This is a genomic window from Bacillus sp. ISL-46 (assembly GCF_018613205.1).
Genome location: NZ_JAGGQR010000045.1, coordinates 18,910 through 43,550, shown reverse-complemented (window position 1 = coordinate 43,550; position 24,641 = coordinate 18,910). Strand labels below are relative to the sequence as shown.

Here is a 24,641-nt window from a genome sequence, read left to right as displayed (position 1 = left end):
AAAACTATTTATTAACTAAGATTGTTTCAACTGTTTAAAGTTATTTTGCAGTTGTTCTAAACGTTTGGTGCCTTCAATCCGCATCCGTTTATTTTCATCTTCGATAGCCCTTGTTTCCTGCATGCCTTTGATGATAATATTCCAAGATTCTTCAATCGTCTCGATTTTTATACTTGGACCTCCGGCAAGCCTAGCAATATCTGTGCTTTGCTGGGAGATGTTTTGCGCATTTTTCAGAAGCATTTCATTTGTCCTGCGGTCAAGTTCACTCATTGAATCAGCAACCAGCTTTTGTCTTTTCGCCGCCATCGCTTGAATCAGACCATTTTTAAAAATCGGGATGGTCGTCACAAATGCCGAATTGATTTTTCCAATCAGTTTCGTATTTCCTCTTTGCAAAAGACGAATCTGAGGAGCAGTCTGCAGGGAGACCATTTTGGCCATTTCTAGATCATAGATGCGTTGTTCTAATAACTCAATGACATTTTTCAGCGAGTCCAATTGCATGGAGGCAAGTTGATCACCTGCTCCAGCTCGGGATTCAAGCTGGGGAAGTTGATTATTTTTTAGCTCCTCAACTTTTATCTCACCCGCAACAATATACTTTTCAAGCGTTAAATAGTATTGATAGTTTTGCTCATACATTTGCTCGAGCATATTTGTTGCATCAACCATTTCATGCTGATATTTCGATATTTCTATGTATACCTTGTCGATCTCGGAGCCCATGGTTTGGTATTTCCCGAACAGCTTTTCGACCACTTTTCCACCCTTTTTAAAGAGCTTACCAAAAAATCCACCTGAAGTTTTTTGAAAGTCCTTAGCATCAAACTTATCCATAATCCGGCCCAGTTGTTTAAGCAGTTCACCAGAATCCTCCACTTTTGAAGTCTTCATATTGTTTAATATCTGATCCGAAAAACGGGAAATTTGGACGGCTGGTTCCTTCCCAAACTCTAAAACTTGGATTTGGTCACGCTCATCAATCGTACGGGCTAAATTTTGAATTTCTGGTTCTTTCCGAAGTGCAAGTTTTATGTCAGAGACTTTTGTTTCTGTTAGGATGTCATCCGTACCTGCTGGCTTTAAACCGCTTGATGGATTCGGCGTAAGAGTCACTAATTAATCTCCCCTTAAATTTTTTAAGATTCCTTGAAAAAGCCCTTTTTTAAAAATAGACGGTTCTTTAAATTCTAAATCAAAAACAACGTCTTCAAGCCAATGCTTATCAAATAAACGTTCGTCCAAGAAATTTTCAATATCATTATGACCAGGAGGATTATACAGGATGATATCAATACCAAATTGATTTAATAGCAAGATAAGTGCTGCATCTGACCTTGAGAGTATACCTGCTAATTCATTATTGAAAATGATTAATTTAGGTATATGTTGCGAGTAGTCAAATCTTTCGATTAACTGAATGATGGGTTTTGGCATAAACAAGGCCTGTGTAAATAAATACATTTTTACTTCTTCTATACTTTCCTTCGGGAAGGGCTTTAAACCTGGTTTTTCACAGATTCTCCTAACGGCATTAGCGATTCCTTTTTGTAATCCTGAAGATAAAAAGGAATATGGCCAGTAATGTGCTTGCATCATAGTAGCCGGATTAATTAAGCGATCCTTATCAAGGGCATTTCGATAATGAAAGCGAAAATCACTTGTGCTTGTCATCGTGATTGGCAAACGGCGAATCAGTAAACTATGCTCTAATTCACTGAGTGATTGCAGACGGTCCCAGTACTCTTTGCGATTTTTACTAACACCCTGTACTTTAGCAAAGATAGAAGGTATTTTGACTTGTCCGTTCCCCACCTCAAAATCTGGTCTGACCATCGCCATTTCTTTCCCAAGAATAAATAGTTCATCATAGGTCGTTTTTAATGTAATCGAGGACGGAGTATAGTCCCTTAATTGCCATGGTTTATAAAGACCTGAACCCTCTTGGTTTAAAATCGTTTCAATTTCTTTTGAGGCTCTATATGCAACCGTTGCCTTACGACTGCGCTTTTCCTTCGGGAACGGTTCCGCAGGCAGCTTATTTTGGAATTGATGCGAGAAGATTGGGTCCTCCATCATACCTTCTAAAATATCCTTACCTTCTGGATGGAAAATAACAATATCACAGGCAAGCCTGCTTAAATAATATAAAAAATATTGGTGGCTTTTCTTAAAGTCGCCGTACCACAAAAATTTAGGCATTTCGATTTGTGGATCAGCCCTTTCCAAAACGGGCTGTAAATGATTGATGGACCATTTAACAATGTCAACAAGCACCCGCCTAAGCTCGTGGTTCTTTAACCCGTCCCTTTCAAGTTTTGCGTACAACTCCAGTGTTGCGATCATCGCTTCTCTTATCTTCCTATGGATTACCGGTACCTTTGATTTCAACAATAACTGTTCCCCATCTAGAAAAGCCGTAAATCGGTTGATGGACAGCTTTTGTTCACGATTAATATTTATGACTTTTTGAATGGATTGAAAGTGAGTGTTGTTAATTGTTTTATCTAGTGATTCCTCACTTAGCAAATGAAGTCTCCATTCCTCATTATTAACATAATCAAAAAGCTGGTTATAATAGGTATCCGTATCAATTGGTATCCCAAGGAACTTTCCAAGTACTTGCCCAATGTTAATTTTTCCATTTTCTAATGAATAATTTGGCCGTTCAGGTAGCTGTTTTTTCAGCAATCCGTGCCAATTTTCATACGAAAGGGATACTGGATGGGCGATTAGCTGATTTAATGATGGATGCATTCATAATCCCTTCCTCAAAAAAGAAAGCTATTTTTCTAGCGCTAGAAAATTATGTAAGGTTTCCATAACATCATATCATAGTTATTTAATTGGTTCATTTGTTTATACGAATGTCATAAAAAAATGTTTCGTCTTTTTCACCATTTCCTCATTTTTCACCTTTTTCCTTGTCCTTACATACTATTTGAGTACTGACGTTAAAGTAGGTGACTCGAATGAGATTTTTATATAAGCGGCCTAGGATAGAACACATTCAGGAAGAATTAAATACCGTGATGGAAGTGATGGTTTCCGATGTTTTTATTTACCTAGATTTATTTGTGTTTAGCTTAATCTTTACGATGCTGCTTTCTTCAACATTGCATTCACTAGCCATGTCGATTCTATTCTTTTTTGGATGCTATAGTTTATTTTCTTGCGTATACTTATTTGTTTTTAACCGAAAAGTGAAATAGATTAAACTATAAGTTGTTGCAGCTGTAAAAATTGTTGGGTAATCTCCTCCCCTGCACTAACACCATAATTTTTTGTAAGTGTAAAATCACTAGTGCCTGACACCCTTGCAAGCTCACCATGGGCTGGGACAAATCGATATTGGCAGTTTTTCAGAAAGTCCCAATCTAGTACGGAGTCCCCCGCACCCGCAATGACTTCCATACCTTCTCGCTTAGAGATAAATTCAAGTGCATCCCCTTTGCTGATCGCAAGAGGGATAAAGTAGAGCTTTCTCCCCTGTACGGAGATCCTCCAACCATACGATACAGCCAAATCATTAATCGCTTTTCGATCTGAAGCAGGTGGAAGACTGTTTAAGATGAAATAGAAAAATAAATTCTCCGCCTGCTTTATTTGCCCATCAAAATGAAAGCCTTCTCTTTTTAAAATCGCAAGCAACTCATTTTGGGGAACCGATTCCGCGTTCATACGCTGAAAAATATAGGTCGACCAATCTTTCATTATTTCACCTTCATTAATAATATTGGCCCCATTTGAAGTAATTGCATATTTTAGCTGTATGTCCTCCTTAAAAATGTAGAAACGGTTAAATTGCTCTGTTGTCCTCGTTGTAACCGGAACAAAAAGACTAGTTAGTGATAGCTCTTTTAAAGCAAAAAAGGATCGTTCTGTCATATAGGCAACCCAATTATTATCTTTTTTTTCAACGGGTTTTATGACTGTTTTATCTAGTTCTCCTAGTTCTTCTATAGCCCGTTTCGAATAAACCAATGTACGATCAAGGTCAGATGCAAAGATCATTTTTTAATCCCCTTAACCGACTTGATTAAGCCGCAGCATAAGTACTTTAAATTTGGATATGGTACAACCTCTACACCCTTTTCTTCGGCAAGCATTAGAATATGTTTGACAAAGGGACTTGAAGGATCGCGCATTAGTATCTTCCATGGAACCCTGCGAAGCAGAACTCTTGTTGTTTCTCCGACTCCTGGTTTGATATAATGGGTACTTTCAATTTCAAACTCAGATTGAATTCGCTTGACGTCCTCCATCCCCAAGAATCCAGTTTCTATTTTCTCAGTTTCCTTATGTGTAGCCATCTCCGCCGCTTCGCTTGCAATGTTTACAAATTCATTGCTAATCAAATCAATATATTCATTGGAAACATCAACAGGAATCAATTCCTCGTAATACTTAGCTCCATGGAATTCATCCTTCCCGATATATTGATCATTTAAAACCGTCCTGCTTACCAACCCAGATACAGTTGAGTTTAAACATGCACTAGGAATTAAAAAATCCTCGCGAGTTCCGAACAAAGTGGTACAATAACCTGGATCTGCGATGACTGCTAATGTGTCGTCGAGGTTTATCCCATTTTTTTGTTGATAATCATGACAGGCTTTGGTCAATTCAAGCGAAATTGCCCCTTTACCTGTCCACCCATCAACAAATTGAATATCAGCCTCTGGATGTTGGCTAAGAATATATTGAAGTGCATTTTCGTCAATCCCTCTGTCGCGGATAATTGAAACACTGTAATGCGGCAATAATACATGGTAATGCATGTGAATATACCTTTTTATTAATATCCCCACAGGCGTTCCTGCACGAGCCAGAGAAACAAGTACGGCCCTATCACCCTTAGATTGATAGATTTGTTCAGCCACAACACCAATACATAGGGCAACTTTTTGTTTGTATTCCTGTAAGGTTTCCCAAAATAAATCCACATACGCCTTTGGCGGCTGGTACTCAATTGGCAGTGATTCGCTGTAGTGAACACCTGATTGAACCATCAATTCCCGATTTTCAGTCGAATCCTCTAGCTGTATATCACTTAAATCCTTTAATAGAAATTGAACATCCTCCGCATTATAGCTTCCGATCTTTGCCGGTTTATTGATTCTGGTTTTCAACTTGTTCACCTCGATATTCAGAAAAAAAGACAAGTCTTATCATCTTTATTTGTAATTTATTTAGTTCTTTCAGTAATGGTTGAAGATTCTCTAACTTTACTGTTCTTTCAAAAAAGATAAATATTTCATCGTAGAATCCTGGTGGAATATTGTAAAAAAAGTGAGTAATATCTTGGTCTTCAGGATTAGGAAAAGACGCACCATACCTCGCTCCGTATCCTACTTTGTCTTCGATAAAAATCGGGCTTCGGGTTGTGGATTGATAATAAACACCTTTACCCATTTCGGCAGCTAATTTCATCGGAAGATACATAAACTCTCCAGTTCCTAGGCAAAGCGTCCTTTTTCCAATCCTTTTTTTGTTTAAAACGGCCGCAGCTGCAGAGGTTTTCTGTTGAAGACTCCTATTTTCCGTACTGCTTAGGCCGAATCGACCTGTCTCTTTAATAAATGCTGCCTTATTCATCGGGTTATTGGATGAATAGAGGGTCATGGTAAAAAAAGGTGATAGGTCTATTTGTTCGACAGAGGACTCGACGCGCTTGTTCGATTCCTCTTTTATTGACCAATTATTCATTTCATTATGCTGTTTAACCTGTACTGTACCAGCCAAAAGGCTTACCACATTAATTTTTATCCCCAGGTCCTGTTCAAGACGGATAAAACCATATCGATTTTCTTCTGAACGCCAATCCAAAATGGAAACAACGGTATAAACATGTCTTGGGAATTTAGCATGGATTGATTGGATAATATTTAAAGCGGTTTTACCCGTTGTCAGTTCATCATCAACGAGGATGATTTCTCGTTCATTTTGTATCATTTCTAACGGAATAAAACAACGATGTGATGTCGCATGGGAATGCTCTTCTTCAAAGGTAATTTTTGGTTTTTCCTGTTCGAGTTCTTCTCTAGTGGTATGAAAGTATTCAGCCGATTTAAAGCAATCAAAGAAAGCATGCCCAAGTGAGGTGGCGGTTTCAGCAAATCCTATCACTACAGGACGAATATTGTCAGGGATAAAGTCCTTACTCTGATATGATTCTCCATTTTTAAAGGAGGTTAATAGACTCTCAGTTTCTAAACATTTTATCTCCTTTACCGTTTCAAGGAATCTCGCACCAAGAAGTGCTCCAGTTTGCAGTCCCTTATTGGGATCAATTGGTAAGTGTTTACCGAGCACTTTACTTACAAACAAAAACGACCGTTTCTTATTTATTCTGGCTGCCATTGTAAATAATTCTTCTAGTGGCAAATCATACGGATTTTCAGAAACTTCTATCTCTGTTTCAATCGAGTCTAGGATATTATACATATACTTCTTTTTTGATAAGGTCAATGGTTGTGAATTCTTCATGTAACACCCCGTACAGCTGTGATTTTAAGATGGTTTTCTTTGCCCAATAATAATGAGGTTTTATCTCATTCATTTTATTAGCAAAATTACTTTTCAAAACGCCAATATCCCCATTTGCCGCATTTATGATATTGCTAGCATCAATGAATTCCTCGTAAGAAACGACATTTAGGGCTTGCACTACTTTGATATGTGAAGGATGAATAATCGTTTTTCCTGTTATTCCGTTTGCAATATCCATTAAGATTTCCTGGATTAAACCATCCATATGTTCATTGATTAATTTTGCTCTCCATTTCAACCCTTCATCCCCGTACCGTTCGCGGAACGGTGTTTGCCTAAGCTGCGGCTTTAACATTCTCTTTTTCGCAGAAAAATACTCCCAAACTGGACCCGATACAACGTAGGAACTATCAAAGCGTTGAAAGACATTGATAATATCTGAAATGCAATCTCTTAAGACAGCGATATCATAAACGGTAGTATCCGCACTACGGCGAATTCCATATAATCCACAAAAATCAGTAGCCCCAATCCGAACATTAAGAATAATGTCCTTGTAGCGATCAAGAAGATTCTTTATACTCATTAATTCTTCCATTCTCGTTTCTTTTTGAATGACCTTTGCTGTCTCCAAGATCGGCATAGCATAAAATGGGTGCTCCTTTGTATGTAATCGGTGTACTTCCATTAATAATTCTTCTCCAATTTCAGCGCTGAATTTTGGAAGCACGACCCCAGTAAGCAGACTTATTGCATCCCCTAATTGTTCGGTAACCCGTTTTAACTGCTCAAGGTTTCGGATTCGGATAAACATAAGCGGTAGATCTGTATAGCTCAAAAAGCCTTTATTTAATTCAAAAAATAACTTTAATAATTCACTGATAAGCATAGCCTCAGCATCAGTTACCTCGTTATCACCAACAGCATCTTCTAAGTCGATGACAAGGGAGGTTAAACCTTCATGCTTCTTAGAGAGGATTTCTTGATGAATATTAGGGCGTGTGGCAGGCATATAAAGCGTGGCGCCTAAACCATAGGACAGTAGTTCACGGTGAGAATATTTAGTATAAGCCTGCGGTTTTTGAAAGAAGAATCGTTTAATTTCATTTTCGTAAAAGTATGTAAAAAATTCCATAACCACTTTCTCCTCTTTAAAGGTAAAAAATAGAGGAGACGGACTCTCGTCAGCTCCCCTTTTTAGTCAACAATTTTTAGTTTTCTTTGCTAGTTTCCTTTTTCTTATTCATGAAGTGAACAATAAAGGTAGCTCCAAATGTTACGGCTAGAATAATAAAGAAATGTAATGATTCAATATGGATGTTGAATAATGGTAAGGTTAGTGCCATCTTAATAGAAATGATTAGGATTAAGATATAAGCCGTAGTTTCAAGTTCAGGAATCCTGTCAATTAGTGTAAGAAATACTCCGGCAACGCCACGCATCATTAACACGCCAAGGATCCCACCTACAAATAAAATCCATACCTGATTGCTGACACCAAATGCAGCCAGTACGCTGTCTACTGAGAATGCAATATCCATTAATTCAACGGCAGCTACCGTTCCCCAAAAGGTACCAAATAAGCGTATTAGCAAGCCGCCTTGGTTAATTCCTTCTGCTTCCTCATCATCGTGACCATCATCACCTTTACGCTTATCGATGAAATACTTAATCGCTAACCAAGCAAGATACGCGGCACCAAGGGCTTTAATGACCCAAAACTTGATTAAGTATACTCCGATTCCAATCGCAATAAATCGGAATATATATGCTCCTAATAAACCATAGAACAAGGCTCTCTTACGCTTTTTAGGTTCCAAATGTTTAACCATAACGGCTAAAACAAGCGCATTATCAGCAGAAAGTAATCCTTCTAAAATAATAAGTGTCCCAATAAGTCCCCAGCTGACTGGATCGGCTAATATTCTACCCCACATATTCAAATCAAAAAATTGCGCATAGGTGTCCAAGATATGATTCAAAACTGACATTAAAGTAATTCCTCCTAGAATAGAAAAGCGGATGCGCCTTGTTCAGGGGCGACAATCATAAGACGACCCGGCGTGAAGGTTATTCTTTAACCTTCACGACGGATTGGCTGTAGACCATAGAGCCCCTAGGCGCAGCAGCTAGACATATTGTTAACAAAGCTTTTGTAAAAAGACCCATTATTGATTGGGTCTCTTCATTTTGAAATATTAACCTATAGATAGTCCAAAGTCAGTTGCAAGTGCAGCTAATCCGCCTTGATAACCACTGCCGATGGCACTAAATTTCCATTCACCATTGTGGCGATACAATTCACCAACAACAATTGCTGTTTCAATCGAGAAGTCCTCACCTAAATCATAGCGAATCAATTCTTCACCGTTTGCCTCATTGTAAATGCGGGCATAGGCATTTGAAACCTGTCCAAAGTTTTGATTTCTGCTTTCTGCATCATGAATTGTAATTGTAAACGCAATCCGCTGAATATTGGCTGGAATAGTTGTAAGACTTACTTTAATGCCTTCATCATCACCATCACCAGCACCTGTGCGATTATCTCCGGTATGTATTACAGCTCCATTTGCTCCTTGTGGATTATTATAGAAAATAAAGTCACTTTCATTCGAAACTTTTCCATTTTCTCCTAATAGGAAAACAGATGAATCTAAATCAAAGTCATTTCCACCATCATATTTGTTTGTGTCCCATCCTAATCCAACCACAACATTTGTTAAACCAGGATTGGTTTTTGTTAAATCAACTTTTTGACCTTTTGATAAACTTACTGCCATTTTTCATTCCTCCAATTTAGGTAATAGTCTATTTACGAGTTTGTCATAAAAAGGTTTCATTTATTATAATAAAATTTTTTCCTGCCAATAAGCAAATTCACATTAACTCATCCATTTAGGTGGTGTATTTTTAGCCCAAAAAATGGACCCTAACTCATGATGGCTCTGGAAATTATCATGGTAGGTGTGGTAATGAAAATTGAACCAGTAGCCTGCTTGCGGTGGATTATCTCGTCTTACATGAAAACGAAGTATATCTTTACCGATAGCGCGATTGTTAATATTAAAGATTTTTTCAGAAAGCCCGGCACCAGGATGTTCGGTTATGGTGAGATTTTTCAAATCTTCTTCAGGAAATTGGACTGCAATTTCTTCAAGTGCAGTTTCGATATTTGGTAAAATAATTTCCCTGAATTCATTTTCGATGACTGGTTTAATCTTTGGACCAAATTTTTGATATGACTGGAATTCTGCTTGTTTTATTAATTCTTCAATAAACTTTTCTTTATCAAAATCTGATTCTTCAATAAACGTGTTTGTTTGTCCAAAGTGACTTTCGGTCGATGGCGCTTCAAAGGCATCACGATCGGCTAGATTCTCTGCATTTACCGTATTGATTAATTGTGTGGGGGTAACAAGTCCAAAAGTTAAAACAGATACTAATACAAATAACGTTTTACGAAGCCAATTGTTCATTTTTCATTTCACCTTATTCTTAGCAAGATTATGTATAATCTATTTTTTTCTAAAATTAGTTATTATACAAAATATTATACTTCTTTTTTCTTGTAAATGGAAAAAAACAGTTTAAATATCACAATTTAATCATAGAAAAAGGATGTCGGCTGACATCCTAATTAGCAGTGGGCTTCAAATGCCCCAAGTAAATTATGCATAACTGTTTCCATCGGCATTCCTTCAATATCATGTCTAGGAATGAAATGAACGACTTTTTTATCTTTTAATAATGCCATTGATGGTGATGATGGTTCAATTCCTTCGAAATACTCACGCATTTTCGCTGTAGCTTCTTTATCCTGTCCAGCAAAAACTGTTACTAGGTGGTTGGGCTTTTTTTCGCTATTTAGCACCGCTTGCGTTGCAGCAGGACGAGCCAATCCAGCAGCACATCCGCACACAGAATTTACGACAACCAGCGTGGTTCCGCGGACATTTTCCAAAAATTGTTCTACATCTTGTGCAGTAGGTAGCTCTTCGAAGCCAGCTCTAGTTAATTCTTCGCGCATCGGTAAAACCATTTGTTTCATATATTCATCATAAGCATTTGACATTTTATATCACTCCGTTTCGATTCATCCACTTTAGAATACCTAATCTATTAGCTATTTGCAATTTTATTCGGTCGCTTTCCTTGATTCAGTCATTTGCTTCCAAACAGAACCTTTAGCTTCTTTACCGCCTTCAATTCTTTCAATCGCCATTTTTATTTGCAAACTGACTTCAAATTCCGAATCATTTTCGGCAGCTTTTAACGCTGGAAGGGCCTTTTCATCGCCTGCTTCATATAAAAACATAGCTGCCCGCCATCGAACTAACTTGCTCTTATCCTGCAATGCTTCCATCATCTCGTCGGCAGCTTCTGGAAACCCTAAATCTGATAGACAATCTCCCGCGGTTCTTCGAACGGTCACAGTTTTATCTTTCAGTGCCTGGTATAAAAGCGGAAGTACCTCTTTCTCTTTGATCATGCCTAGGTACACTGTTGCAAGCCTTCGAATCGAAGCCTTTTCATCAGATAATGCTTTTTCAAGCACGGGTAAATCCTCTAGTTCCGGATCATCCATTTGCTCGAGGAGTTGATAGCGAATCTGCCAATCGGGATTCTGTAAATCCTCCAATGTTACCTTTTTGCGAGACAGATTAATTTTTGGTTCTGAAGTAGATTCTACTGATTGAGCATTTGTAACTAATTCTTCTAATCGTTCCAGTGGATACGCGGCAATGAGTTCATCGACTACCTCCTTGCCAATTTGGTCAAAATCTCCATAGCGGACGCCCTGATTTTGCCACTTTCGCAAGAAGATATAGTTATCATCAGGAAGCTGTGCCCTTTCCCTTGCCTTTAAAAAGTGTTCCGCCAATCCAAACCGTCTTTCAATTGTGCCATCGGTAAGCTTTACTTGGAGTGGAATATCCTTAAACATTTGGATTTCAACCTTAATTTCCCCAAAATGTTCATCTATTTTTGCTGTGTTTGCAGTTTCATTCGCTTTTTCTCCAAATGCCTGGCGAACTTGAGGTAATAATTCCTTCCAATCATATCTTGCATTCCGCTCGACAGCAAGAAAGTCTGCGACATGGTACACGCCTTTGATCCCTTCGATTTGAAGGATGGATTGGATAACGGCTGGCGCATCTGTTGCTGCTTCTTTTTTATAATTATGGCTTTTCCCCATAGGAAGTTCTTCATCTAAATTAATTTTCATTGTATTCGGACTTGGCGTTGGTTCAATCGCCTTAATTTTCAACAAGATCACCTAATTCTTATGATTTCTTTTTCAATTTTATCATATTGGATAAGTTTCAATCACTGGTTATGCTTGAAGAAAAATAGAGTACGTCCATGGACGCACTCTTATTCCTTTTCAGCCAGCTCTGCCAGATATGACCAGCGTTCGATTAAGTACTCAAGCTTTTCGTTTAATTCGGTTTCCTGCTTCATCAAATCCTGTGCTTTCGTAAAATCACTGCCTGTTTTCGCCATTTCAACACCTATTTCTTCAATGCGGGTCTCTGTATTCGCAATGTCCTCATCAATTGATTCCCATTCTTTTTTCTCTAAATAGGTCATTTTTTTCTTTTTTTCTTTCTCAACCGGTTTAGATGGCTTGGCCGAAACCGCGACTGTTTTTTGTGCTTCAAGCGCTGATTCCTTCTCAAGATACTCTGTATAATTCCCAAAGAATGAATCTATTGTACCTTCCCCTTGTAGGACGAGAAGCTGTTCAGCCACCTTATCTAAGAAATAGCGGTCATGAGAAACAGTGATTACCACTCCCGGGAAATCTTCCAAATAATCTTCAAGAACCGTCAGTGTCTGGGTATCGAGATCATTGGTTGGTTCGTCCAACAATAACACATTGGGTGCAGTCATCAATATTTTCAACAAATATAAACGTCGTTTTTCCCCGCCCGATAGCTTTCGAATCGGGGTACCGTGCGAAAATGGAGGAAATAGAAAGCGTTCAAGCATTTGAGCAGCAGAGATCGTTTTCCCGTCCGATGTTTCGACAATCTCGGCCGTCTCTTTAATGTATTCAATCATCCGCTTATTTTCATCCATATCTTCGCTTTCCTGTGTGTAATAAGCGATTTTCACCGTTTGCCCCATAATGAACTCACCCTCATCAAGGGGGATATGTTTTGCGAGGATATTTAATAAAGTTGATTTCCCGGTTCCGTTTTTCCCGATAATGCCAATCCGATCCCCCGGCTTCACAAGTAAATCAAAATGATATAAAATCGTTTTTGCTCCGTATCGCTTGGAAGCATCCTTCAGTTCAAATACCTGCTTGCCAAGCCGACTGCCATTTAACGAAATATCCATCTTTTCAGAAGATGACTTCCCACTCGAAACCTTTTCATCGAGCTCATCAAAACGTTGAATCCTCGCCTTTTGTTTTGTAGACCTGGCTTTTGCACCACGCCTAATCCATTCGAGCTCCCTGCGGAACAGATTCTTACTTTTTTCAAAGGTAGCTGCCTCATTTTCTTCACGAATCGCTTTTGCTTCTAAAAAGGCGGCATAGTTCCCTTTATAACTGTATAATTGACCACTATCGAGCTCAAACATCCGATTCGCAACCCGATCTAAAAAGTAGCGATCATGTGTGACAAGCAAAATCGAGCCATTGTATCTACTTAAATAATCCTCTAACCATTTTACCGAATCAAAATCGAGATGGTTCGTAGGTTCGTCTAAAATAAGTAAATCCGGCTCGGCAATTAATACTTGAGCTAATGCGACGCGCTTTTTCTGTCCGCCCGAAAGTTCACTGATTCTTTTTGTAAATTCCACAATCCCTAATTTCATTAAAATCGACTTTGCATTGGTACTGGCATCCCAAGCATTTAAAGCATCCATTTGCTTTTGTAATTCAAAAAGGTCTTCTTGGACTTTCGTGTCATTTGGAGAAAGATTCAGTTCTAATAAAGTTTTTTCATAAGCACGCATTAGTTTTAGGATGGGAGCATCGCCATGGAAGACTTGTTCAAGGACCGTTTTGTCACCGTCTAACTCCGGCTGTTGGTTTAAAAATGTAATGGAATAGTCTTTACTTGTGATGATTTTTCCTTCGTCAGGAGTATCCAGTCCTGCAATAATTTTTAATAATGATGATTTACCGGTCCCGTTGATCCCGATTAATCCCACACGCTCTTTTTCTTTAATCGTGAACGAGATATTGTTAAAGAGCTGTTTTTCCCCATACGTTTTCGAAACATTTTCTCCTGTGAGCATTTTCATTCTTGTCCATCCCATTCTTGGTAAAATTGTTCTAAAAAGGTTTCCATCATTTGTTGACGGCTTTCTGCCATTTCTCGGGCAGACTCTGTATTTAGTAAATCTTTTAATTTAAGCAACTTTTCATAAAAGTGGTGAATACTTGTAGATTTACCTTTTCGATACTCTTCTAAGCTCATTTCGTTTCGAACCTTAATGCCGGGGTTATAAATAGGTTGTCCTTTTTTACCGCCATAGGCAAACGCCCTCGCAATCCCGATGGCTCCAATCGCATCTAATCGGTCTGCATCCTGGACGATTTGGGCTTCAATCGTTGAGAGCTCACTGTTTATGCCGCCTCTATAGGAAATCGTTGCGATAATTTGTTTTATATGTTTTTTTTCATTATCTGTTAGCGGAATTGTTTGCAAAAAGGTTTCCAGTTTTTCTTCACCTTTTTCGATACTTTCATTCAACTTTTCATCAGGGATGTCATGGAGTAATGCAGCCATTTCAATAATGAACGCCTCTCCTGTCTTTTCTTCCCTGCAAATATGTAAGGCATTCCGTCGAACGCGGTCGACATGGAACCAATCATGGCCTGTCGCATCTTCAGCTAATTCATTACGGACAAATTCTTCTGTTAGCACAATTATCGGATTCTTCATTGCTTGAAAGCACCTACCTTTATCCTTGCTATTTTAACATGAAAAACAAACAAAAAATAACCCCGAATGTTCGGGATTATTTTTTGTTAGCTTGGCGTCCGCTTTTTTTCTGACTTTGCGACTTGCTATTACCAATTTGAAACTCGCTTCCAAGTTCAATATCATTTCGTTTGTCTTGCTTTTCAATTTGTTCTCTTGTTTGGTTCGGATTTTGTCTTCCTTGCTTACTAATGGCGCATCTCCCTCTCATTTAAGATTTAATTGCAATTTTAGTATGCTCAGTTTGGGAGTAAGTTATTTCAACTCATTATGCCAGCTGATGCCAAGGGTATTTTCACCTGCATGCACGCCGATTACCGCGCCTAATGGACAACAGTTGATTTCAAGTTGAGGAAATTCCTTTCTTAATTCATCCTTCCAATTAGCTGCGTGACCCTCGTGCAAACCATATAAAATATATACCTCTTTAAAATGATGCTGCTCGTAGGATGACCTTAAGTAATCCAATATTTTTTCCTTTGCCTTTTTCTCACTTCTTGCTTTTTCTTTCACACTCAGCGCACCATCTTCGATCGAAATAATTGGTTTAACGTTAAGCATACTGCCGAGAAAGAATTTCAAGCCTGACATTCTGCCGCTTCGGTGGAGCTGTTCTAAACTGCCAACAAGAACATAGGTCTCGTTGGTTTTCTTAATTCTTTCGAGTTGACTGATTACTGAATCAAGACTAGCGCCTGCTTCAAGCAGCCTTATTCCTTCTTTAAGTAAAGCCGTCATTGGATAGGTTAGGATATTGGAATCAAAGGTCGTTACCGGAATCTCAACAAGCATTGCAGCTTGCTCACTCGAGGATACCGTGCCACTTAATTTTCCTGATAAAAGAACGGCGACAACTTGGTCGTAATCCTTAGACAGTTGTTCGTATAATGTTTGAAAAGCTCCAATGGAAGGTTGTGATGTTTTAGGTGGATTTTTAAGTTGCTTTAATCTCTCGAATAATTGAGCAGGGGTTAAGTCAATCCCATCAGAAAATTCCTCACCATCAAGTAAAATCGTTAGTGGAATGGTATATACATCTGGATGATTTTTTAATTCTTCGTCTAAATAGGCTGTACTATCTGTGACCCAAGCCGTTTTGACCAACGTCATCTCCCCTTTTTTATAAAAAAATGAACAGATATGTAAATTAATCGTACATAAAAATTTGAATATTGTAAATATTTTAAAAACCTAATTAAAACCAGCTTTGGATGAAAAGCTGGTTTCGCTTCATATTACTAAAATTCCCTGTTCAGTTGCTTAAGAGTTGTCATGATAAACTCAGTCATTTCAACCAAATCATCCACTTGGTCTTCCCGAATCAATCGATCAAAATCAACATTAATCACATGAGTATGCTTTCGTACAATTTCAAGTGGTTGATACTGAACAATTTGAGTTATCTTTCTCGTGGACCCCCATACGTTTAGTAGGATGTTTTCAACCGCATGAAAGTCTATTTCCATGTCTTTATGTTCAATTAAAAATTGGAGCCTTAAATGACACCCTGCCTTCTGTTCTGATTGTAAGGCCGGTAAAAGCTCTGCTGCTAGATTAACTAGGTTTGATGTCATTTCAATATTCGCTATTACACTGCTTTTAGGTAAACGGAAAGATACATCAAATTTCCGAGACATCTTAGCCATGTTGATTAGATCGTTTCGGTCCGTAATAACAATCTCACCGATAATATCTAAATCATAAAGAGCACCTTCAATCACCACTTTCATGTTATCAAAGGCTGTCGGATCAAACATATCCCATCTACTCTCCTCTTAAGAAAAGCGCAAGCGCCCGCTCGGCCGCTTGCGCTAGACAGTTATCTAAGTTCATAATTCTTTTTTGATTTAGAAAAGCCCAACTGCATTCCCGTTTTCATCCACATCCATATTTAAGGCAGCAGGTTTTTTCGGCAGCCCTGGCATGGTCATAACATCTCCAGTTAACGCGACGATAAATCCAGCCCCAATCGAAGGTTTAAACTCCCTGACCGTCACGCTGAAATCCGTTGGTCTACCTAACTTTACAGGATCATCAGACAAGGAATATTGAGATTTCGCCATACAAACAGCTAAATTAGACCAGCCGAATTTTTCAAAATCAATCAATTGTTTTTTAGCCTTTGAAGAAAATTCTACATCTTTTCCACCGTAAACCTTTTGGACAATTGTTCTAACTTTCTGTTCAATCGGATCAGATAGGTCGTATAAAGGCTTAAAATTGTTTTCATTCTTGTCAATGACAGCCAAAAGTGTTTCAGCTAGCTCGATGCCTCCTGCTCCGCCTTTTTCCCATACTTCGGTTAAGGCAACAGGAACATTCTCTCTTTCACACCATCCAAGTAATGTTTTTACTTCGAGTTCTGTATCAGTGATGAATTTGTTAACTGCAACAACTACTGGTAATCCAAAGCTATTGATTGTCTCGATGTGTTTTTTTAGATTTGCAAAACCAAGTGTTAGTGATGGAATATTCTCTTTAGCTAACTCACTTTTTGCTACTCCCCCATGCATTTTTAAGGCACGAATAGTCGCAACAATAACAACTGCTTCTGGTTGAATCCTCGCACTTCTTGATTTAATATGTAAAAACTTTTCTGCACCTAAATCTGCTCCAAAGCCAGCCTCAGTGATCACATAATCCGCTAACTGAGCCGCAGCTTTAGTTGCTATGACGCTATTACACCCATGGGCAATATTTGCAAACGGACCGCCGTGAATAAGAGCTGGCGTATGTTCAATCGTCTGAACAAGATTTGGTTTGACCGCATCTTTTAACAATAACGTTAATGCGCCTTCCACACCTAAGTCACCGACCGTTACCGGCTCCTTATGATAATTATAGGCAACAACCATCCGTGATAATCGTAATTTTAAATCCTTTAGATCTGTTGCTAAACATAAAACCGCCATAATTTCCGATGCGACCGTAATATCAAAGCCATCTTCCCTTGGAACACCTTGAAGGGGTCCACCAAGACCGATAATAACTTTTCTTAATGCACGGTCATTTAAATCAAGGGACCGTTTCCAGACTATTCTCCGTTGATCTATGTTAAGTTCATTTCCTTGTTGGAGATGATTATCGATTAACGCAGCGAGGGCATTATTTGCAGTCGTAATCGCATGCAAATCTCCAGTAAAATGTAAGTTGATGTCTTCCATTGGCAGGACTTGCGAGTATCCACCGCCAGTCGCCCCACCCTTAATACCCATAGTTGGGCCTAGTGAAGGCTCTCTGATTGCGATCATTGTTTTTTTACCTATCCGATTAAAAGCATCTGCCAGTCCAACTGTCACAGTCGATTTACCTTCGCCTGCTGGTGTTGGATTAATGGAAGTGACAAGGATAATTTTTCCGCTATCCTTCGTTTTGAGTTTAGCAAGAGCTTCATTTGAGATTTTAGCTTTGTATTTACCAAAAAGTTCTAGATCATCCTCTTCCAAACCAATTTTTTCGGCGATTTCAACAATTGGCTTCATCTTTGATTCTTGTGCAATATCAATGTCTGATTTCACTTCTGTTTTCAATACCACCTTTATCCCCCGCATTCAGCATTTAGAATTGGACTTACGGTTTCATTGTATCAAATAAGCGCTTTCATTCCGAAAATTAAATATGACAAATTAATTAATACTTTTCTGAATTTACAATAATGTTTATAATATAAATATCAAATATTTCAAATATTCATTGACTCCTTATCGTAGGTAGTTATATAAATGGATGTAGTAATTAGAAATTCGCCTAATTAACCTAAAAAAGGGGCTGATCACTTGCCAATTAACATTCCAAAACTCCTTCCAGCGAGGGAAATTCTCGAACACGAAAATATTTTCATTATGGACAATGAACGTGCAATTGCACAGGACATCAGACCATTAAATATCCTCATTCTGAATTTAATGCCTGAAAAAGAAAAAGCAGAAACACAGCTTTTAAGACTATTAGGAAACTCGCCTTTACAAATAAATGTCAATTTTCTAAAAACCAACTCCTATGAATCCACCCATACGAGTAAACAGCATCTTGAACAGTTTTACACCACCTTTTCCCAAGTGAAAAACCTAAAATTTGATGGGATGATTATTACTGGTGCCCCAGTAGAGCTATTAGAATTTGATCAAGTTAAATATTGGTCGGAATTAACTGAGATTATGGACTGGGCCAATCAAAATGTCACTTCGACGTTACATATTTGTTGGGGTGCGCAGGCTGCTCTTAACTACCATTATCGGATTGGTAAATTTGAGTTACAGCGAAAATGCTCAGGTATTTATCCTCACCGGATTTTTGAACCTAATGACACTTTGCTGCGAGGGTTTGACGACCAGTTTTATGCTCCCCATTCTCGCTATACTGATGTATCGATTGAAGCAATTAAAAAGAATCCAGAATTAACATTATTAGCCGCCTCTGAAGATGCAGGTGCCTTATTAATTGCCTCTCGGGATAGAAAGCATGTCATGATTACCGGACATTTGGAATATGAATCAGATTCGCTGGCCCAAGAATATGAAAGAGACTTGAATAAAGGCCTTGAAATCCATATACCGGAGAACTATTTTCCAAACAATGATCCAACCCAGCCGCCAATTAATCGCTGGCGTTCTCATGGTCATTTATTCTTTTCAAACTGGCTTAATTATTATGTATACCAGGAAACCCCTTTTTTTTGGGGTTAACACTAAGCATCGGGTAAATTCCGATGCTTTTTTTATATGATTGTTTGTTTATTATTTGTAAAAATAGAAAGAATATAGGAAAAAGCAAGGTATTGCTTTTAAAAATAATCTTAAGAGGAGAATTTTCATGGAATCAATTGTGGCACTTCACCGTAATTCCTTTGGGGAAATTATCAACTTTGTCACTTCTGAGGGACGAATCATTTCTTATCGAAAGGCAATACTAGAGGCAGAAAATGGTGTAATTCAAGGGGTTCAGGCTATTGAGGAAGAGCATGGTAGAATGTCTTTAATCCCAGAGAGCAACCAATCTTTTGATCAATACCCAGATTTATATTAAAAGCACCTAGCAATTGCTGCTAGGTGCTTGTTTATTATTCACTTTCATTCTGTTTTTGTATTTCATTTAATGCCTCTATACGCTTTTGGTCTTCTTCAAAAAACTGAACCAGGTCACCAATTCGATCAATTGAATCCCAGCTTAAATGGTGTTCAATCCCTTCGACATCGTTATAAATATTTTCATTTTTTACACCGATAATTTTGAGGAACTGTTCAAGTAAATCATGTCTAAAGACAAGGCGCTTGCCAATCTTTTTCCCCTTGGCTGTTAACACAAGTCCTCTATATTTTTCGTAGACTAAATATTCATCTTTATCAAGTTTTTGCACCATTTTCGTTACTGAGGAGGGATGTACTGACAGCGCTTCGGCAATATCTGAGACTCGAGCGTATCCTTTTTCTTCAATCAATATATATATTTGTTCAATATAATCTTCCATACTTGGTGTTGGCATCCCATACCCTCCAAAAAATTACTCAACTAAAAGTTTACTATAGAAAAAAAATAGTGACAAGGCACTTTATCACTTATATAAAATAACAATTCTTTATTTTGCTGCTGTTTCTTCGAATAAAAATTTTACCTTTTTTTCAGTTTGGTCTATAAAAAGCCGGGCATTAAAGGTTTTTTCTTTATTGGTAAAACCTTCAATAAGCTCGGTTTTTCCTTCTGATAATAGCAGCTTAATGTTCTTCTGGGTAATATTTTTACCTAATATTTTCTTTGAAATAGTGAAATCGCATTGATTTTTTTGGTAATTTGAACAACCGTAAAAACTGCCCTTATCTACGACTGAACCATCACATTTTTTACAAGGACCCAGCTTGGTAAAAGCCTGCTTCCTCCCTTTTTGCTTCCCAGGTGCAAAATTTTCGCGAATCTCCTCCGAGAACGACCAGTTAGTAGCTTGACCAATACTTGAAGAAATTAAGTGAATGACCATCTTTTTTGTTTGCTCCATAAATTGCTTTGGTGCAGCAGACCCCTCAGATATTTCCTTTAGTTTCTGCTCCCACTTTGCGGTCATTTCAGGTGAAGCTAAAATTTCTTTCCCAATGGCCTCAATGAGGATTTTGGCTTTAGCTGTAGCATAAACTAAATTCTTAGTAACCTCAATATATAGACGGTCCTTTAGCATAGTAATGATGCCTGCTCTGGTTGCTTCTGTTCCAAGGCCCTCGGTCTTTGTCAGAATTTTTTCGAGTTCTTTATCATCTATATGCTTACCGGCCGTTTTCATTAACGTAATTAATTGACCTTCAGTATAGCGTTTTGGCGGCTGAGTTTTGCTTTCTTTGACTTCCACTTTATCCGACCGACCCTGCTCACCTTCTGCTAGCATTGGTAGTGCAGGTTCGTCTTCATTATCTTTTGGATTCAGTACTTTACGCCAGCCTTCTTCAATTTGAACCTTCCCCTTCGAGATAAACGCTGCCCTTCCATCCACCAATGTTGTCACAGTAGTATATTCAGCTATGGCCTTATTGTAGTGTGCGGCTATCAAACTTGTTACAACTAAATCGTAGATTTTTTTCTCATCTGGGGTGAGCCGCTCCACATTTGGGATTTGTTCCGTCGGAATAATCGCATAGTGGTCTGTGACCTTCTTTTCATTCACATAGCGTTTGTTTTCTGAAATCGAAGCAAATGGTAACGGGAAGAAACTTTCGTAATCTTTAATATGACTTAATTTGTTTAAGACGTCCGGGAAAGTATTCGCTTCTTCTTTTGTTACGTACCGTGAATCTGAACGAGGGTACGAGACATTTCCCTTTTGATAGAGCTTTTGCATAACATCGAGAGTTTTCTTCGGTGAGAATTTAAAGCGTTTATTTGCCTCGGCTTGGAGGGCGGAAAGATTATATAAGAGTGGAGGAAAGAACTCTTTCCTTTCTGATAGAACCTCGCTGACTTCGGCAGGTTTATCCTTGCAAAAAGCAGCAACTTTTTCGGCTAACTCTTTTGTATTCACTCGGGTTTCCCCATCGTTCTGCCATTTTCCAGTATATTTTTTTCCATTCATTAAAAAATGTGCGAGAACCTCCCAAAAGGGTTCCGACTTAAAGTTCTCTATTTCTATTTCTCTTTTAACAATAAGTGCTAAAGTTGGTGTTTGTACTCTACCAACTGAAAATACATCGGAAAATCCTTGTTTTTGTAAAAGTAAGCTATACAAACGTGAAGCGTTCATACCAACCACCCAGTCAGCACAAGCCCTTGTGTAGGCTTCAAAAAATAAGCTCCGTGTTTCTTGCTCGTCCAACAGCTTTTTAAAACCCTCTCTAATGCTATTAGCTGTTAACGACGAGATCCACAGCCTTTTCATGGGTTTGTGACATTTTGTTAACCTGAGGATATTGCGGATAATCAGTTCACCTTCGCGCCCCGCATCACCCGCATGAATAATTTCAGTTACATTAGAATCAGACACTAACTTTTTTATGACTGCAAATTGTTTTGCCTTATCTTTCGTTACTTCGTATTCAAACTGTTCAGGGATAATTGGTAAATTATCTAACGACCATTTTTTCCAGCCTTGCTGATATTTTTCGGGCGAGACTAATTGGCATACATGACCAATTGCCCAAGTCACATAGGCTCCCTTAGGAAAAATATCATTTGGATAAATTTCGATAAAACCATTTTGTTTTTTATGTTTAAAGATTGATGCTAAGGTTGACCCTTGATCCGGCTTTTCGGCAATAATTAATTTCATTATGATTGCTCCCTTTTTACAAAGCATCCCGAAATCCATTTTACCCATTAAATCCATTGTTCGTAAAGAATAAATAATCACCACATCAACCAATTTCCTTTCCAATTTTATGATAGAGGATGATCGAGACTATATAATCGACTGTATCATTCTTCACTTTTCAGTAATTGTAGATTCATTCAATTTCTAAGTACAGTGGTAATAATGATAATAATTATTTTTAGAATTACTCTCAAAGTTCTTACTATTAAAATAGCAGACTACGTCACGAAATCTCCTTAGTATTTTGTCTTTTATTTGACAAATAGACTAAATAATAAAAAAGAGTGATCAAATGATCACCCAGATTGTCGAGAAAGGGTATTTTTCTCGGCAATTGTTTATTTTGCCTAAATCTAAAAATACCCATTTTTATTAAATTATTTGTCCCTGCTACCAGGCCTGTTGAAAAGCCAATATATTTACTGATATTATAACAAATTAACGCGGTGAATTGTTAAAGAAAATGAATATATTAAAAGGCTGTCGAAGGTTTTTCGACAGCCTGAGTGATCAAATTATCACCCTTAATGCTTGCTATTGTTAACTCAACGGCTTTATTGAAGGAAGATCCTGACTATACCAATTATCCTCGGGGATAATATTCGAAACTGTTAAAATTAAGGATGGAATTCTCTCCACATTGAACACAATTGCACCAATTTTCTTTGTAAAAATGATAAAGGCATTTCCATGTGAATAATTATCTAGGTCTAATCCCATATGGAGCAGTGCAAATAAAATGGTCTGCTTTTCATCAGAATCAATATAAACTTGGGGTGAAAATCTTAATATCCATTCATCACCTTCAATGGAAAATCGGTACATCCTATCCCCGCCTCTGTAAATAAATTGATTAATATAAGATATGATGCAGAGGTATTTTTCATGTTAGGAGTACGGACAAAATCAGACACTTAAATATTTTCATAGAAACTACCATAATTTCAATAAAAGAGACAAGTCATTCCTTGACTGTAAATTTTCATTATTGTATATTTAAAGCATCATGTAACTATATATGCATAGCAAGTGGCTGCATGATAATATTTATCTTTGGCACCAATAAGGGTGGCTTGAAAGGCTTAGGAGGAAGAAGTAAATGCAAAACGGTAAAGTAAAATGGTTTAACAATGAAAAAGGTTTTGGTTTTATTGAAGTAGAAGGCGGCGACGATGTATTCGTACACTTCAGCGCTATCACTGGCGAAGGCTTCAAATCTTTAGAAGAAGGCCAAGAAGTTTCTTTTGAAATCGTTGAAGGAAACCGTGGACCACAAGCAGCTAACGTTGTAAAACTATAATCTAAATTAATTAATCAAGGGCTGACGTTTTCGTCAGCCTTTTTTATAGGCGCTAACAGGACTTAGGTGAATTTTCAACTCAGCTTCTTCCCATACACCTGAAGTTGTTCTCCCACTGTACATTTTGAAATGCAAAACCGGTGTGCTGCTCTCCGCCCACCTTCTTTTTTCAAATGCTGGTGTAAAAAGCAGCCTTCACAGTATTGAACCATTAAGGATTCTACATGAACCAATAATTGCCTTTTGTTTAAGTCCTTCACAAGAGTTTCACACCCATTTCCTAAAGAATCAATGTTTTTGCAAAAATTTCTTTTCCTTCTAATGCTTGTGTCGCCAATTTATCAGCTTCTTTGTTATCTTTTCTAGCAATGGACGTATATTTAGGGACTAAACCAAGCGTTTTAATTTTTCCCTCAATTCTGTCAAGCCAGCTATTAAGCGTATCTTCATAACAAGGCCAATCCCCTTCCAGCTGTTTTAAAACCACTTGGGAGTCACCTTTAAATTCACAAGATAAATGATGAACTCCTAAATCCTCTAAAATATTTAATGCATAATAAAAAGCAGCATACTCTGCTTCATTATTTGTTTCCAATTCATCAATCCGTTCATTGGCTCTGATACGGTATTTCTTCTTCCCCTGCTTAAAAAAGATAACAGCCCCAAGACCTGCTTGATTTGTTTCCTTTTGAAACCCTCCATCAAAGTAAACAGTTATTTCATGAGGATCATCTTCAATTTCGGTCATCAACTTTTTCATTTCCTTTAAGATCCATGATGTTCCCTTTTCATCATAAAAAAACAAATCAGATACTTTCCCAGTCATTTCAAGCTCTTCACCAATTTGTATAGCCGTTTCACCTGATACCATTTCAGAGGAAAACTGTACCTTTTCATTACTTTTTATTTTATACATCCACTCTAACCTATAGTTCAATGTCCTCAACCTTTCTAAAAAGAATTCAAGGGCTTTTTAAATAACATATTCCATCCCACTATATCGACCACATCATTCTAACCTATTCTGATATATATTCTTATCATACCCACTTCTTCATAGTAGTTATAAGAATAAATATTTTCTGACTTAAAAGAAATATGATAAACTTTC

Annotated in this window: 24 protein-coding genes; 3 read left to right on the top strand and 21 right to left on the bottom strand. The window is 37.8% G+C overall.

Annotated elements, in window-relative coordinates; all coding sequences use genetic code 11:
- Window positions 1–15: 15 nt before the first annotated feature.
- The 16 genes from J7E67_RS20740 to J7E67_RS20665 form a co-directional block, all read right to left on the bottom strand.
- Complete coding sequence (locus J7E67_RS20740) at window positions 16–1,119, bottom strand: toxic anion resistance protein (RefSeq protein WP_214712485.1); 1,104 nt, start codon at window positions 1,117–1,119, stop codon at window positions 16–18.
- Window positions 1,120–1,122: 3 nt separating this feature from the next.
- Window positions 1,123–2,760 carry a YceG family protein gene (locus J7E67_RS20735; RefSeq protein WP_214732777.1) on the bottom strand — a complete coding sequence of 546 codons (1,638 nt, stop codon included), beginning with the start codon at window positions 2,758–2,760 and terminating at the stop codon, window positions 1,123–1,125.
- Between the two features lie 456 nt (window positions 2,761–3,216).
- Entirely contained in the window at window positions 3,217–4,017 is an 801-nt protein-coding gene (locus tag J7E67_RS20730; protein ID WP_214712482.1) for an HAD family hydrolase, read from the bottom strand.
- Window positions 4,014–5,135 carry a cysteine protease StiP family protein gene (locus tag J7E67_RS20725; protein ID WP_251026902.1) on the bottom strand — a complete coding sequence of 374 codons (1,122 nt, stop codon included), beginning with the start codon at window positions 5,133–5,135 and terminating at the stop codon, window positions 4,014–4,016. Before J7E67_RS20725 ends, J7E67_RS20730 begins: the two co-directional genes overlap by 4 nt.
- Window positions 5,116–6,492, bottom strand: coding sequence for a phosphoribosyltransferase family protein (locus J7E67_RS20720; protein ID WP_214712481.1), 1,377 nt, complete (start codon window positions 6,490–6,492; stop codon window positions 5,116–5,118). The genes J7E67_RS20725 and J7E67_RS20720 overlap by 20 nt, the downstream gene beginning before the upstream one ends.
- A complete protein-coding gene (locus J7E67_RS20715; protein WP_214712480.1) occupies window positions 6,443–7,630 on the bottom strand; it encodes an HpcH/HpaI aldolase/citrate lyase family protein in 1,188 nt (395 codons plus the stop codon). Before J7E67_RS20715 ends, J7E67_RS20720 begins: the two co-directional genes overlap by 50 nt.
- Before the next feature lie 76 nt (window positions 7,631–7,706).
- Complete coding sequence (locus J7E67_RS20710) at window positions 7,707–8,486, bottom strand: TerC family protein (protein WP_214712475.1); 780 nt, start codon at window positions 8,484–8,486, stop codon at window positions 7,707–7,709.
- Window positions 8,487–8,693: 207 nt separating this feature from the next.
- On the bottom strand, window positions 8,694–9,275 hold the full coding sequence (locus J7E67_RS20705; protein ID WP_214712470.1) for a TerD family protein: 582 nt from the start codon (window positions 9,273–9,275) through the stop codon (window positions 8,694–8,696).
- Window positions 9,276–9,377: 102 nt separating this feature from the next.
- Window positions 9,378–9,971: a YpjP family protein gene (locus J7E67_RS20700; RefSeq protein ID WP_214712468.1), complete on the bottom strand. Its 594-nt coding sequence runs from the start codon at window positions 9,969–9,971 to the stop codon at window positions 9,378–9,380.
- A 161-nt stretch (window positions 9,972–10,132) separates the two neighbouring features.
- The gene (locus J7E67_RS20695; protein WP_214712466.1) at window positions 10,133–10,567 is read right to left on the bottom strand and encodes a BrxA/BrxB family bacilliredoxin; all 435 of its coding nucleotides are present in this window, start codon (window positions 10,565–10,567) and stop codon (window positions 10,133–10,135) included.
- Between the two features lie 63 nt (window positions 10,568–10,630).
- On the bottom strand, window positions 10,631–11,764 hold the full coding sequence (locus J7E67_RS20690) for a conserved virulence factor C family protein (RefSeq protein WP_214712465.1): 1,134 nt from the start codon (window positions 11,762–11,764) through the stop codon (window positions 10,631–10,633).
- 107 nt (window positions 11,765–11,871) lie between these two features.
- A complete protein-coding gene (locus J7E67_RS20685; RefSeq protein WP_214712464.1) occupies window positions 11,872–13,761 on the bottom strand; it encodes an ABC-F family ATP-binding cassette domain-containing protein in 1,890 nt (629 codons plus the stop codon).
- A complete protein-coding gene (locus J7E67_RS20680; protein ID WP_214712463.1) occupies window positions 13,758–14,405 on the bottom strand; it encodes an HD domain-containing protein in 648 nt (215 codons plus the stop codon). Before J7E67_RS20680 ends, J7E67_RS20685 begins: the two co-directional genes overlap by 4 nt.
- Window positions 14,406–14,699: 294 nt before the next feature.
- A complete protein-coding gene (locus J7E67_RS20675; protein ID WP_214712460.1) occupies window positions 14,700–15,548 on the bottom strand; it encodes a DegV family protein in 849 nt (282 codons plus the stop codon).
- Window positions 15,549–15,682: 134 nt separating this feature from the next.
- Window positions 15,683–16,201, bottom strand: coding sequence for a hypothetical protein (locus J7E67_RS20670; protein ID WP_214712459.1), 519 nt, complete (start codon window positions 16,199–16,201; stop codon window positions 15,683–15,685).
- Between the two features lie 90 nt (window positions 16,202–16,291).
- Window positions 16,292–17,995 (bottom strand): formate--tetrahydrofolate ligase, encoded by a 1,704-nt coding sequence (locus J7E67_RS20665; protein ID WP_251026901.1) that lies wholly within the window; start codon window positions 17,993–17,995, stop codon window positions 16,292–16,294.
- Window positions 17,996–18,220: 225 nt separating this feature from the next.
- On the opposite strand from J7E67_RS20665, the gene metA reads away from it, so the two are divergent.
- Window positions 18,221–19,129 carry a homoserine O-acetyltransferase MetA gene (gene metA, locus J7E67_RS20660; protein ID WP_214712457.1) on the top strand — a complete coding sequence of 303 codons (909 nt, stop codon included), beginning with the start codon at window positions 18,221–18,223 and terminating at the stop codon, window positions 19,127–19,129.
- 127 nt (window positions 19,130–19,256) lie between these two features.
- Window positions 19,257–19,469 carry a DUF3892 domain-containing protein gene (locus J7E67_RS20655; RefSeq protein WP_214712456.1) on the top strand — a complete coding sequence of 71 codons (213 nt, stop codon included), beginning with the start codon at window positions 19,257–19,259 and terminating at the stop codon, window positions 19,467–19,469.
- Window positions 19,470–19,503: 34 nt separating this feature from the next.
- Here J7E67_RS20655 and mntR read toward each other — a convergent pair whose 3' ends face one another.
- From mntR to J7E67_RS20640, 3 genes are all read right to left on the bottom strand, one after another.
- Window positions 19,504–19,926, bottom strand: a complete 423-nt coding sequence (gene mntR / locus J7E67_RS20650; protein WP_088088719.1) for a transcriptional regulator MntR — start codon at window positions 19,924–19,926, stop codon at window positions 19,504–19,506.
- Between the two features lie 93 nt (window positions 19,927–20,019).
- Window positions 20,020–22,188 carry a DNA topoisomerase III gene (locus J7E67_RS20645; RefSeq protein ID WP_214732776.1) on the bottom strand — a complete coding sequence of 723 codons (2,169 nt, stop codon included), beginning with the start codon at window positions 22,186–22,188 and terminating at the stop codon, window positions 20,020–20,022.
- A gap of 582 nt (window positions 22,189–22,770) precedes the next feature.
- Complete coding sequence (locus tag J7E67_RS20640; RefSeq protein ID WP_214712452.1) at window positions 22,771–23,055, bottom strand: hypothetical protein; 285 nt, start codon at window positions 23,053–23,055, stop codon at window positions 22,771–22,773.
- A gap of 274 nt (window positions 23,056–23,329) precedes the next feature.
- Here J7E67_RS20640 and cspD point away from each other — a divergent pair, with 274 nt between their 5' ends.
- Window positions 23,330–23,530, top strand: a complete 201-nt coding sequence (gene cspD / locus J7E67_RS20635) for a cold-shock protein CspD (RefSeq protein ID WP_026563856.1) — start codon at window positions 23,330–23,332, stop codon at window positions 23,528–23,530.
- A 74-nt stretch (window positions 23,531–23,604) separates the two neighbouring features.
- Here the strand turns inward: cspD and J7E67_RS20630 are convergent, their stop codons facing one another.
- Both J7E67_RS20630 and J7E67_RS20625 read right to left on the bottom strand, forming a co-directional pair.
- The gene (locus J7E67_RS20630; RefSeq protein WP_214712450.1) at window positions 23,605–23,790 is read right to left on the bottom strand and encodes a zinc-finger domain-containing protein; all 186 of its coding nucleotides are present in this window, start codon (window positions 23,788–23,790) and stop codon (window positions 23,605–23,607) included.
- 20 nt (window positions 23,791–23,810) lie between these two features.
- Window positions 23,811–24,467 (bottom strand): reverse transcriptase-like protein, encoded by a 657-nt coding sequence (locus tag J7E67_RS20625; protein ID WP_214712448.1) that lies wholly within the window; start codon window positions 24,465–24,467, stop codon window positions 23,811–23,813.
- Window positions 24,468–24,641: the final 174 nt, after the last annotated feature.

Bases quoted from the DNA above. Each gene is read 5' to 3' on its own strand.
- J7E67_RS20715 (WP_214712480.1), bottom strand. From the start codon at position 7,630: ATGGAATTTTTTACATACTTTTACGAAAATGAAATTAAACGATTCTTC.
- J7E67_RS20695 (WP_214712466.1), bottom strand. From the start codon at position 10,567: ATGTCAAATGCTTATGATGAATATATGAAACAAATGGTTTTACCGATG.
- J7E67_RS20720 (WP_214712481.1), bottom strand. From the start codon at position 6,492: ATGAAGAATTCACAACCATTGACCTTATCAAAAAAGAAGTATATGTAT.
- J7E67_RS20700 (WP_214712468.1), bottom strand. From the start codon at position 9,971: ATGAACAATTGGCTTCGTAAAACGTTATTTGTATTAGTATCTGTTTTA.
- J7E67_RS20735 (WP_214732777.1), bottom strand. From the start codon at position 2,760: ATGCATCCATCATTAAATCAGCTAATCGCCCATCCAGTATCCCTTTCG.
- J7E67_RS20685 (WP_214712464.1), bottom strand. From the start codon at position 13,761: ATGAAAATGCTCACAGGAGAAAATGTTTCGAAAACGTATGGGGAAAAA.
- J7E67_RS20710 (WP_214712475.1), bottom strand. From the start codon at position 8,486: ATGTCAGTTTTGAATCATATCTTGGACACCTATGCGCAATTTTTTGAT.
- J7E67_RS20665 (WP_251026901.1), bottom strand. From the start codon at position 17,995: ATGCGGGGGATAAAGGTGGTATTGAAAACAGAAGTGAAATCAGACATT.
- J7E67_RS20670 (WP_214712459.1), bottom strand. From the start codon at position 16,201: ATGTTTGATCCGACAGCCTTTGATAACATGAAAGTGGTGATTGAAGGT.
- J7E67_RS20730 (WP_214712482.1), bottom strand. From the start codon at position 4,017: ATGATCTTTGCATCTGACCTTGATCGTACATTGGTTTATTCGAAACGG.
- J7E67_RS20655 (WP_214712456.1), top strand. From the start codon at position 19,257: ATGGAATCAATTGTGGCACTTCACCGTAATTCCTTTGGGGAAATTATC.
- J7E67_RS20680 (WP_214712463.1), bottom strand. From the start codon at position 14,405: ATGAAGAATCCGATAATTGTGCTAACAGAAGAATTTGTCCGTAATGAA.
- J7E67_RS20645 (WP_214732776.1), bottom strand. From the start codon at position 22,188: ATGAAATTAATTATTGCCGAAAAGCCGGATCAAGGGTCAACCTTAGCA.
- J7E67_RS20640 (WP_214712452.1), bottom strand. From the start codon at position 23,055: ATGTACCGATTTTCCATTGAAGGTGATGAATGGATATTAAGATTTTCA.
- mntR (WP_088088719.1), bottom strand. From the start codon at position 19,926: ATGCCAACACCAAGTATGGAAGATTATATTGAACAAATATATATATTG.
- cspD (WP_026563856.1), top strand. From the start codon at position 23,330: ATGCAAAACGGTAAAGTAAAATGGTTTAACAATGAAAAAGGTTTTGGT.
- J7E67_RS20705 (WP_214712470.1), bottom strand. From the start codon at position 9,275: ATGGCAGTAAGTTTATCAAAAGGTCAAAAAGTTGATTTAACAAAAACC.